Raw genomic sequence first — 9,321 nt, 5'->3', positions numbered from 1 at the left:
CAGCCGGCCCGGAAAGTTTTTTCACTGCCGCGCCGGCCCTGCCGTGGGCGCGCGGCTTCCAGGAATGCGGCGACACGGATTTCGCTTCGAGGGCCAACTCCCCCCCCAGGTCCTGATCGGGCAATGGGGCTTGGGCCAGGACGGCCGTCAATAGATGGCCTGCCAGGGTTCCCGGCGGGCTAGTATGCAATGGAACCACGTAGTAGCGGGGAATCGTAAAAGCACTGGAAATGGGGATCATGGGATTTGCGCGCCTGCTTGCCGTGGGGGTCATTGTCGTTTCAGCCGCGACAGGATGCGCCACCGTGGCACCGACCCCGCCCAGGCCCACACCCACGGCTGCCGGCTCCGGGCCGACAGCGACGCATACAACGTCATGGACGCTTTCGGGCACGTTCGTCCCGCAAGGGGCCCCGACGAGAGGGCAGGTGCGGATCACTGAAAAGCCGGGCAGCCTGGTCCTGACGTTGTCGGACTTTTCCACGGGTCCCGGGCAGGACCTGTACATTGACTTCAACCCGGGAGCCATGACACGCAACGCGGCCGGGGACAATGTCGTGGAGGACCCGAACACGTTCCAGGTGGTGGCACTGAAGGACATTACGGGAACACAGAGCTATGACTTGAGCTATTTGATCCCCGTGTGGCCCCAGATCCGCAGCGTCACCATCTTCAGCAGTAAGTCGCGCGAGGCCTTCGGCACGGCAAATCTGCGCTAAGGGCAGGACCGCGAATCGCACCTGCGTTTCGGGGCGGGGAAGCGTGCGGCGACACCGCTAAAGCCATCCGAGGGGAGTGTGCGTCTTGCCGCCGTCCTGTCCCCAATGGGCGCATGCCTGTTTAGAATGGCCGCATGGTCCCTCCAGCCCCACCGATCATGCCCACCGGAGACGCTGCGCATCGGCACCGCGAACTCGCAGAGTCGTTTGGCACGGATGCCGCCAGCTATGACCACGCCCGCCCACGGTACCCGGCAGCACTCGTTGACGCCGTCGTCGAACGGATCCGGGGGCACACGATCCTCGACGTGGGGATCGGGACCGGAATCTCCGCAGAGCCCTTCCGCGACCGCGGACTCGCCGTGCTCGGGATCGACCCCGACCCGCAGATGGCCAGGCTTGCACGGGCCAAGGGATTTAACGTAGAGATCGCCAGATTCGAAGACTGGCCGGCCGCCGGACGGACGTTCGACGCCATAGCCGCCGGACAGGCCTGGCATTGGGTCGACCCCACCGCGGGCGCCGCAAAGGCCGCTTGCCTCCTCCGGCCAGGGGGCGTCCTGGCGCTCTTCTGGAACGCTGGACGCCCGCCTGCAGAACTCGCCACGGGGTTCGCGACGGCTTTCGACGCTCTCCACACCGGGTTGCCGTTCAATCCCTGGGCCGCTTTGGCCGGGGCCGACCCGTATGGGGCAATCATCGACGCTGCCGCGGCGGGCCTTCGCACCACTGGGGCATTCGGCGCGCCCGAGCGGCTCTCCTTCAAGTGGCAGGCGACCGCCACCCGCGACGAGTGGCTTGGGCAGGCGGCCACCTCGGGCGGCATCAACCGCCTCCCGAAGGACAAACGGAAGGCGCTCGTCAACAGCATGGGTGCCGCCATCGACGCCGCAGGCGGCAATCTCACCATCGACTACACCACCGTTGCAGCCATCAGCGAGCGGCTGCCCATTCGGAGCAACGTGGCCGCCGAATAAACCAGGCGGAACCAGGGCCGGCACGCACTCCACCAGTTTTTTGGCGGCCGGGCGGTCATTGTCCGTGCTTGACCGTGAGGATGGTGAGCACCGCGGCGTTGACCTTGGCCAGGAAGTCCGGACGCTCCTGGGCCAGCTTCAGGACGCCGGCATACATGTAGGGGACGGCGTTGGGGTTGGCGCACAGGACCATCGTGCCGCCGGCGTTGACGAAGTTCTCGGCCCGCACCGCCCAGCTCCAGGGCGACAGCTGCGCGGCGCTGCACAGGTCGTCGGAGAGGATGATGCCGGTGAACCGTGCATTTTGCCGCAGCATGGTGCCCATGACGACGGTGGAGAACGGTGCGATCTTGCCGGGGCGGGAATCAATCAGGTCGTAGTAGGCGCTGGAGACCATGACCCATCTGGCGCCGTTGTTGATGGCGGTCTGGAACGGGAGCAGGTTGGGGTCGTTGATGGTGGTCTGGGTGTCGTGGACGTTGGCCGTAACGTCTGTGTTGCCGGTGACCCGGCCCAGCCCGGGGAAGTGCTTGACCGTAGGCATGACGTAGCCGGCCTTGATTCCCGCCAGGAACGCATTGCCCTTGGCCGAAACGGTCTGCGGCGTGTAGCCGTACTCGCGTTCGTAGTAGCCTATCGGGGCGTTATACGGGGCAAAGGCCTGCGTGACAGTGTCGAGGACGGGGGCCAGGCCCACCTTCACGCCGGCCCAGCGCAGCTGGTTTCCCCAGTTTTTGGCGTCCGCCGCCAGGGTGGCGGCGGACAGCCCGCCCTGGGCCAGGGCCGTGGGGATCACCGAAAACCCGGGGCCGTTGAGCACCTGGACATAGCCGCCCTCCTGGTCCGTCCCCACCGACAGGTACTCGTTGTCAGTGGTGGCGGCGGATACGGTGCTGGTCATTTGCCGCACCACGGCTGCCGTTGCACTGATCCCGGCGTAGCTGCGCCCGGACAGGTAGACGTTGCCCACATGGTCCCAGTGCAGGACGTTCATTGTGGCCTGGCCGGCCCCCGTGGCGGCGGCCGCCACCATGAACAGCTGCCCCACCCGCTGCTGCAGCGTCATGTGGGCCAGGTGCTGTGCCGGCGTGGTCCACCCCAGCGATGAGGGCTCCACGGTGGCCGGGGCGGCCCCCATCAGGGTTGCCGCCGCCAGGATCGCCGCGAGCATGGCAACGGACTTGGAACGGCGGATATTCAGGTGCTTGCGCATGGCCCACGCGGCTTGGCTGGAAGGAATCTATAGCCGCAAATTCTACTCCGCCACCGTGCCCCTCCCCTAAGTTCCATGTTGCAGATACTGGACCGATTCAGCCGCTTTTGGCGGATTTTGGTCCATTATCTGCAACACAGACAGGGCGGGTCAGGGCGTCGCGGAAGCTGCCGCCTTCGCCGCGGCCGGGAGGGCCTCGAAGATGCGGTTCATGGCCGCGTCGTCGTGCGCCGCGGAAAGGAACCAGGCCTCGAACACGCTCGGCGGCAGGTACACGCCGGATTCCAGCATGGAGTGGAAGAACGGGGCGTACCGGAACACCTCCTGGCCCTGTGCGTCGTCGTAGTTGTGCACGCCGTGGGCGGAGGTGCCGAAGGCCAGGGAGAACAGGCTGCCGGCGCGCTGGACGGAGTGGTCAACGCCCTCGGCGGACAGTGCGGTGGAGACGGCGGCGGACAGTTCCAGCGAGCGGGCATCCACCGTGGCGTACACCTCGGCCGTCGCGGCGCCCAGCGTGGCCACGCCGGCGGCCATGGCCACCGGGTTCCCGGACAATGTCCCGGCCTGGTACACGGGCCCGAGGGGGGCCAGGTAGTCCATGACCTCCGCGCGGCCCCCGAGCGCCGCCGTCGGCAGCCCGCCGCCAATGACCTTGCCAAAGGTGAACAGGTCCGGCGTCCAGCCTTCCGCGGAGCCGGTTAGGCCCCAGTAGCCGGCCGCGCCAACGCGGAAGCCGGTCAGGACCTCGTCCAGGACCAGCAGCGCGCCGTGTTCGGCGGTGATGCGGGACAGCCCGGCGTTGAAGCCCTCGCCCGGGGTCACGACGCCCATGTTGGCCGGCGCGGCCTCGGTGATGACGGCGGCGATCCGGTCCCCGTGCGCGGCAAAGGCGGCCTCGACGGCAGCCAGGTCGTTGTAGGGCAGCACCAGGGTTTCGGCGGCCGTGGCGGCCGTGACCCCCGCGGAGCCGGGCAAGGCCAGGGTGGCCAGGCCGGAGCCGGCGGCGGCCAGCAGCGAGTCCAGGTGGCCGTGGTAGCAGCCGGCGAACTTGATGATGAGCTCCCGGCCCGTGAAGCCGCGGGCCAGGCGCACGGCGGTCATGGTCGCCTCGGTGCCGGTGGAGACCATGCGCAGGCGTTCGACGCCGGACACGCGTCCCTGCACCAGGGCGGCCAGTTCGCTTTCGGCCGGGGTGGAGGCGCCAAAGCTGAGGCCGTGGTCGACGGCGGCGTGCACGGCGGCAAGCACGGCCGGGTGAGAGTGGCCCAGCAGTGCCGGGCCCCAGGAGCAGACCAGGTCCACGTAGTCGCGGCCGTCGGCGTCGGTCAGGTAGGCGCCCTGGGCGTTGACCATGAAGCGCGGCGTGCCGCCCACGGAGCCGAACGCGCGCACGGGCGAGTTCACCCCGCCCGGCATGAGGGTCTTGGCGCGGTCGAAGAGTTCCTGTGAACTGGTCATCGGTAGGTCCTTGCTTGGGGAGGGAGGGGTCAGTTGCTGCGGAGCCAGCCGGCCAGCTCAGCCGCCCAGTAGGTCAGGATCATGGTGGCCCCGGCCCGCTTGATGCTGAGCACCGACTCCTCAATGGCGGCGCGGCGGTTGATCCACCCGTTCGCCGCGGCGGCCTCAATCATCGCGTATTCGCCGGAGATTTGGTATGCGGCCACGGGCACGGGGCTCATTTCGGCCACATCGGCCAGGATGTCCAGGTAGCTCATGGCCGGCTTCACCATGACGATGTCGGCGCCTTCGGCCAGGTCCAGCTCCACCTCGTGCAGGGCTTCGCGGCGGTTGCCGGCGTCCATTTGGTAGGTGTGGCGGTCGCCTTCGAGCTGCGAGTCAACGGCCTCGCGGAAGGGGCCGTAGAAGGCGGAGGCGTACTTCGCGGCGTAGGCGAGGACCGCAACGTCGGTGAAGCCGGCGGCGTCGAGGGCCTCCCGGATGACACCCACCTGGCCGTCCATCATGCCCGACGGCGCCACCACGTGTGCGCCGGCCTTGGCCTGCGCCACGGCCATCTGCGCGTAGATGGCCAGCGTGGCGTCGTTGTCCACCACGCCGTGGGCGTCCAGCACGCCGCAGTGGCCGTGGTCGGTGAATTCGTCCAGGCAGAGGTCGCTCATGACCACCAGGTCGTCGCCCACGGCGGCGCGGACGTCCGTGATGGCCTTGTTCAGCACGCCGTGGGGGTCCAGGGAGGCCGTGCCGGCGGCGTCGCGGACGGCGGGGATGCCGAACAGCATGATGCCGCCGAGCCCCAGCTCCACGGCCTCGCGGGCGGCGGCCACGAGCGATTCGGTGGTGTGCTGCACCACGCCGGGCATCGAGGTGATGGGTGCGGGTTCGCTGAGGTCCTCGCGGATGAAGGCCGGCAGGATCAGCTCGGCCGGCGCCAGCCGGCGCTCGGCGACCAGCCGGCGCATGGCCGTGGTGGTGCGGAGCCGGCGGGGGCGGTGGTGGGGGAAGCTCACTTGGTCTCTCCTGTGTTGCTGGGGTTGGATGATTCCGCGGCTGCGGCCAGGGCGGCCACGATCCCGTCGGGGGTTGGGCGCGCGGCCGTGGCGGCGACGCGCAGGCCGAGCCGCTCAGCCTCCGCCCGGGTGGGCTGGCCGATGGCGATGACCAGGCACCGCTGCGGCAGCGGTCCCATGGTGTGTGCCACCCTGCGGGCTGCGCTGCCCGAGGCCAGGACGACGGCGTTGAGCGCCCCTGCGCGCACCTCCCCCGCCGCCTGGGCCGGGGTGAGCAGCGGGTAGCCGCCGTGGCCGGCCCGTGGCCCCGGCCGGCCGGGATTGTCCAAATCGGGGGAACTGTGTTCCAGCGTCGCGGTCAGCCGCAGCTCCGGCGCGGCCGGATAGTCGACCGTCCGGTAGGCCGTGACCGCCTCCGCCTGCCAGCCCTTGGCGGCCAGGCCGTCGGCCAGGGTCGGCTCCGCCAGGTTCGACTGGGGCAGCAGCACGCGCGCCTTCGCGCCGTCGTCCGCCGTGGTGGCGGGCCACAACGCGACAAGCCCCGCGGCGGACTGCACGTCAACGGGTGCCAGGTCCGCCGTGATGCCCTCGGCCGCCAGGACGGCCACCGAGGTGGGGCCGATCGTGGCGACGCGCGTCCCGGCCGGAATGAGTCCGGCCAGGGTTGTCCCCGCGGATTCGCACCACTGCTTGAGCGCCCGCACCGTGGTGATGGAGCTGATGGCCAGCCAGCCGTACTCCCCCGCGGCGAGGCAGCGGAGGGCCGCGCCCAGGAGGCCGGGGTCGGCCATCTCAAAATCAATGACGGGGACCAAAACCGGTTCCGCACCGGCGGCCGCCAACGCATCGGCCAGCGCCCCGGCGCGGTCGGCGCTGCGGGTCACGGCAACGCGCAGGCCTGCCAGAGCCGCCGGGAACATGCCGGCCCCGTCCCCCGTCCGGTCCTGGTGCACCCCTGGGGCCTTGCCGGAAATCACTTGCCCGAGCCGGCCAGGTCTGCCAGGTCCGCGGCGCCGCCGGCCAGGAGTTCCTCGGCCAGTTCGATCCCCAGGAGCGTGGCGCCGACGTTGGTGAGGCCGTCGGTGGCCTTTTTCAGGCGCAGGGACCGCGTTCCGTCAAGGGAGCAGACCACTGCCTCCAGGTAGAGCATGGAACCCTTGCGGTGGGCCAGGGCTCCGACGGGTGCGGCGCAGCCGGCCTCGAGGCGGGCCAGCAGTGCCCTCTCGGCCGTGACGGACAGTCGCGTGTCGGCGTCGTCCACGGCGGCCAGCGCCCGGCCCAGTTCCCCGGCCGGGTCGGTGTCCGCGGTGCGGCATTCCAGCGCCAGGGCGCCCTGGCCGGGTGCCGGCAGCATGACGTCCGCTTCCAGGAACTCGGTGACGGCGTTGAGGCGGCCAATGCGCGAAAGGCCGGCGGCGGCCAGCACCACGGCGTCAAGGTCGCCGGTCCTGCCGGGCACCACGCCGGCGGGGGCGTTGCCGGGCAGCCCCGCCACCCGTCCCAGCCGGGTGTCGACGTTGCCGCGGATGTCCACGATGGACAGGTCGGGGCGGGCGGCGAGCAGCTGGGCGGCCCGGCGCGGGGAGCCGGTGCCCACGGTGGCGCCGGCCGGCAGCCCGGCCAGCCTCACGCCGTCGCGCGAGCACAGGGCGTCGCGGGAATCGGCGCGGACGGGCACGGCGGCCAGGGCCAGGCCCGGCACGGCGGCCGTGGGCAGGTCCTTGAGCGAGTGCACGGCCACGTCCACGCGGCCGTCCAGCACGGCCGCGCGCAGGGCGGCGGCAAACACGCCGGTGCCGCCCATCTGGGACAGCGGGCCGGTCAGGACATCGCCGTCGGTCCGGACGGTGACAATCTCGGCGGCAAAGCCGCCCACGGCCGTCAGGACGTCGGTGACCTGCCCGGTCTGGCCCAGGGCCAGCCTGCTTCCGCGGGTGCCGACCTTCACGGTGGCGGACCTTTCCGACGTGGCCATCAGGAACCCGCCCCGGCGGCGGACAGGCCAACGGTGCTGCCGGCCTCCGCAATGACCGGCTTCGTGCCGCGGAAGTTGGCGCAGCAGCCCGGGCGGCAGACGTCGTACCAGGGGCCCAGTTCCGTCATGGCCGGGCGGTCGGCAATGGTGTCCGCCGCGGTCCGTTCGCAGATCAGGTCCACGATGCCGCGGACAAACTTTTGGTGTGTCCCCGGGGTCGGTGCGCGGTCAAAGGCCAGGCCCAGTCCGGCACAGGTTTCGGCTGCTTCGGTGTCCAGGTCCCATAGGACTTCCATGTGGTCGCTGACAAAGCCGAGCGGGACCACTGCCACACCGCGGATGCCCTTTGCGGCCGCTTCAGCCAGGGCGTCGTTGATGTCCGGTTCCAGCCACGGCACGTGCGGGGCGCCGGACCGGGACTGGTACACGAGGGACCATTCCTGCTCCGGGGCAACGCGTTTCATGATGGTGTCCGCGACGGCCAGGTGCTGCGCCACATAGGCGGAGTTTTCGGCAAACCGGCGCGGTTCCCCGGAGGAACGTCCGGAGGCCTCGGCGTCGCGGGTGGGGATGGAGTGGGTGGAGAACATGACGCGCACGGGCGCGTCGGGCGTTCCGGCTGCGGCCAGCTCCGCCTTGACCTTGGCCAGCGAGGCGGCCGTCCCCTCAATGAAGGGTTCCACGAAGCCGGGGTGGTCAAAGTACTGGCGCACCTTGTCCACGGCCAGCTTGCCGTCCAGGCCGCTTTCCGTCAGGGCCACGCCAATGTCCTCACGGTATTGGCGGCAGCTGGAGTAGGAAGAATAGGCGCTGGTGGTGACCATCAGGAGCCGGCGGTGGCCGGCGTCGTACGCGTCCTGGAGGGTCTGCGGGATGTAGGGGGCCCAATTGCGGTTGCCCCACAGCACGGGCAGGTCAATGCCCCGGGCCGCCAGCTCCGCCTCCAGCGCGGCCTTCAGGGCGCGGTTTTGGGCGTTGATGGGGCTGATGCCGCCGTTCTTGCGGTAGTGGTGGCTGACCTCTTCCAGGCGTTCGTCCGGGATGCCGCGGCCGCGGGTGACGTTGCGCAGGAACGGGATGACGTCGTCCTGGCCCTCGGGCCCGCCGAAGGAGGCCAGCAGGATGGCGTCGTAGTCGGCCGGGGCCGGCCGGCCCGATTCCGTCACCGGGTTCACGGCGGTGGAGGCGGCCGCGGCCGCGGCCGCCTCCTGCTGTCCGGCACTCAACGCAGCACCTCGGCGACCTCGCCGGCGTTGATCCGGCGGCCGGTGTAGAAGGGAATTTCCTCGCGCACGTGCAGGCGGGCGTCGGTGGAGCGCAGGTGGCGCATCATGTCCACCAGGTCGGTGAGGTTGTCCGCCTCCAGGCCCAGCAGCCACTCCCAGTCGCCCAGGGCGAACGCGGAGACGGTGTTGGAGAGCACCTCGGGGAAGTCGCGGCCCAGCATGCCGTGGTCGCGGAGCATGCGGCTGCGGTCCTCGGCGGGCAGGATGTACCAGTCGTAGGAACGCACGAACGGGTAGACGCAGACCCAACCCTTGGGTGCGTTGGGCCCCATGTAGGACGGGGCGTGGGACTTGGCAAACTCCGCCTCGCGGTGCACGCCCATGGCGGACCAGGAAATCTCGCTGTCGGCAAACAGCTCCAGGCGGCGGATGCTGCGCACGGCCCGCTGCAGGCCCTCGGGCCTGGGTCCGACGAGCCAGACCATGATGTCGGCGTCGCTGCGCATGGCGGAGACGTCGTAGGCCCCGCGCAGCGTGATGTTTTCCACCGCCAGGGAGGCGGTGAATGCTTCAAATGCTGCCACCGCGTCGGCGCCGCCGGCGAAGGAGCCGGTGCGCTTGAAGACGGTCCACAGCGTGAACGGGGTGGCCTCGGCGTCAGCCGGCTCGGAAGTTTTAGTGACAGATTCGGCAGAAGTGTGGCTCATGGGTTCAAGTTTGCACCCAAGGGCATGGAAACAGGA

10 protein-coding genes are annotated in these 9,321 nt (G+C 70.0%); 2 read left to right on the top strand and 8 right to left on the bottom strand.

Going from position 1 to position 9,321, the window contains the following annotated elements:
• Positions 1 to 241: hypothetical protein (locus tag G6035_RS19775; RefSeq protein ID WP_218063199.1), on the bottom strand; the 241-nt coding region annotated here is incomplete at its 3' end.
• Here G6035_RS19775 and G6035_RS20180 point away from each other — a divergent pair.
• On the top strand, positions 231 to 719 hold the full coding sequence (locus tag G6035_RS20180) for a DM13 domain-containing protein (RefSeq protein ID WP_371131010.1): 489 nt from the start codon (positions 231 to 233) through the stop codon (positions 717 to 719). The genes G6035_RS19775 and G6035_RS20180 overlap by 11 nt on opposite strands.
• A gap of 134 nt (positions 720 to 853) precedes the next feature.
• Complete coding sequence (locus tag G6035_RS13315; RefSeq protein WP_218063198.1) at positions 854 to 1,696, top strand: class I SAM-dependent methyltransferase; 843 nt, start codon at positions 854 to 856, stop codon at positions 1,694 to 1,696.
• A 55-nt stretch (positions 1,697 to 1,751) separates the two neighbouring features.
• On the opposite strand, the gene G6035_RS13310 is transcribed toward G6035_RS13315, so the two are convergent.
• From G6035_RS13310 to hemQ, 7 genes are all read right to left on the bottom strand, one after another.
• Positions 1,752 to 2,909 (bottom strand): glycoside hydrolase family 3 N-terminal domain-containing protein, encoded by a 1,158-nt coding sequence (locus G6035_RS13310; RefSeq protein ID WP_256127972.1) that lies wholly within the window; start codon positions 2,907 to 2,909, stop codon positions 1,752 to 1,754.
• Between the two features lie 150 nt (positions 2,910 to 3,059).
• Positions 3,060 to 4,367: a glutamate-1-semialdehyde 2,1-aminomutase gene (gene hemL, locus G6035_RS13305; protein WP_176617578.1), complete on the bottom strand. Its 1,308-nt coding sequence runs from the start codon at positions 4,365 to 4,367 to the stop codon at positions 3,060 to 3,062.
• Between the two features lie 29 nt (positions 4,368 to 4,396).
• The gene (gene hemB / locus G6035_RS13300) at positions 4,397 to 5,377 is read right to left on the bottom strand and encodes a porphobilinogen synthase (protein WP_176617577.1); all 981 of its coding nucleotides are present in this window, start codon (positions 5,375 to 5,377) and stop codon (positions 4,397 to 4,399) included.
• Entirely contained in the window at positions 5,374 to 6,330 is a 957-nt protein-coding gene (locus tag G6035_RS13295) for a uroporphyrinogen-III synthase (protein WP_371131009.1), read from the bottom strand. The genes hemB and G6035_RS13295 overlap by 4 nt, the downstream gene beginning before the upstream one ends.
• Positions 6,331 to 6,350: 20 nt before the next feature.
• Complete coding sequence (gene hemC / locus G6035_RS13290) at positions 6,351 to 7,352, bottom strand: hydroxymethylbilane synthase (protein WP_176617576.1); 1,002 nt, start codon at positions 7,350 to 7,352, stop codon at positions 6,351 to 6,353.
• Entirely contained in the window at positions 7,352 to 8,578 is a 1,227-nt protein-coding gene (locus G6035_RS13285; protein ID WP_218063197.1) for a ferrochelatase, read from the bottom strand. Before G6035_RS13285 ends, hemC begins: the two co-directional genes overlap by 1 nt.
• A complete protein-coding gene (hemQ, locus tag G6035_RS13280) occupies positions 8,575 to 9,285 on the bottom strand; it encodes a hydrogen peroxide-dependent heme synthase (RefSeq protein WP_176617575.1) in 711 nt (236 codons plus the stop codon). The genes G6035_RS13285 and hemQ overlap by 4 nt, the downstream gene beginning before the upstream one ends.
• Positions 9,286 to 9,321: the final 36 nt, after the last annotated feature.

This window comes from Arthrobacter sp. SDTb3-6, assembly GCF_013376095.1.
In the GTDB taxonomy this organism is placed as follows: domain Bacteria; phylum Actinomycetota; class Actinomycetes; order Actinomycetales; family Micrococcaceae; genus Specibacter.
Note: the sequence above shows the minus strand (reverse complement) of the source record. Positions and strands in the feature narration are given on the sequence as shown.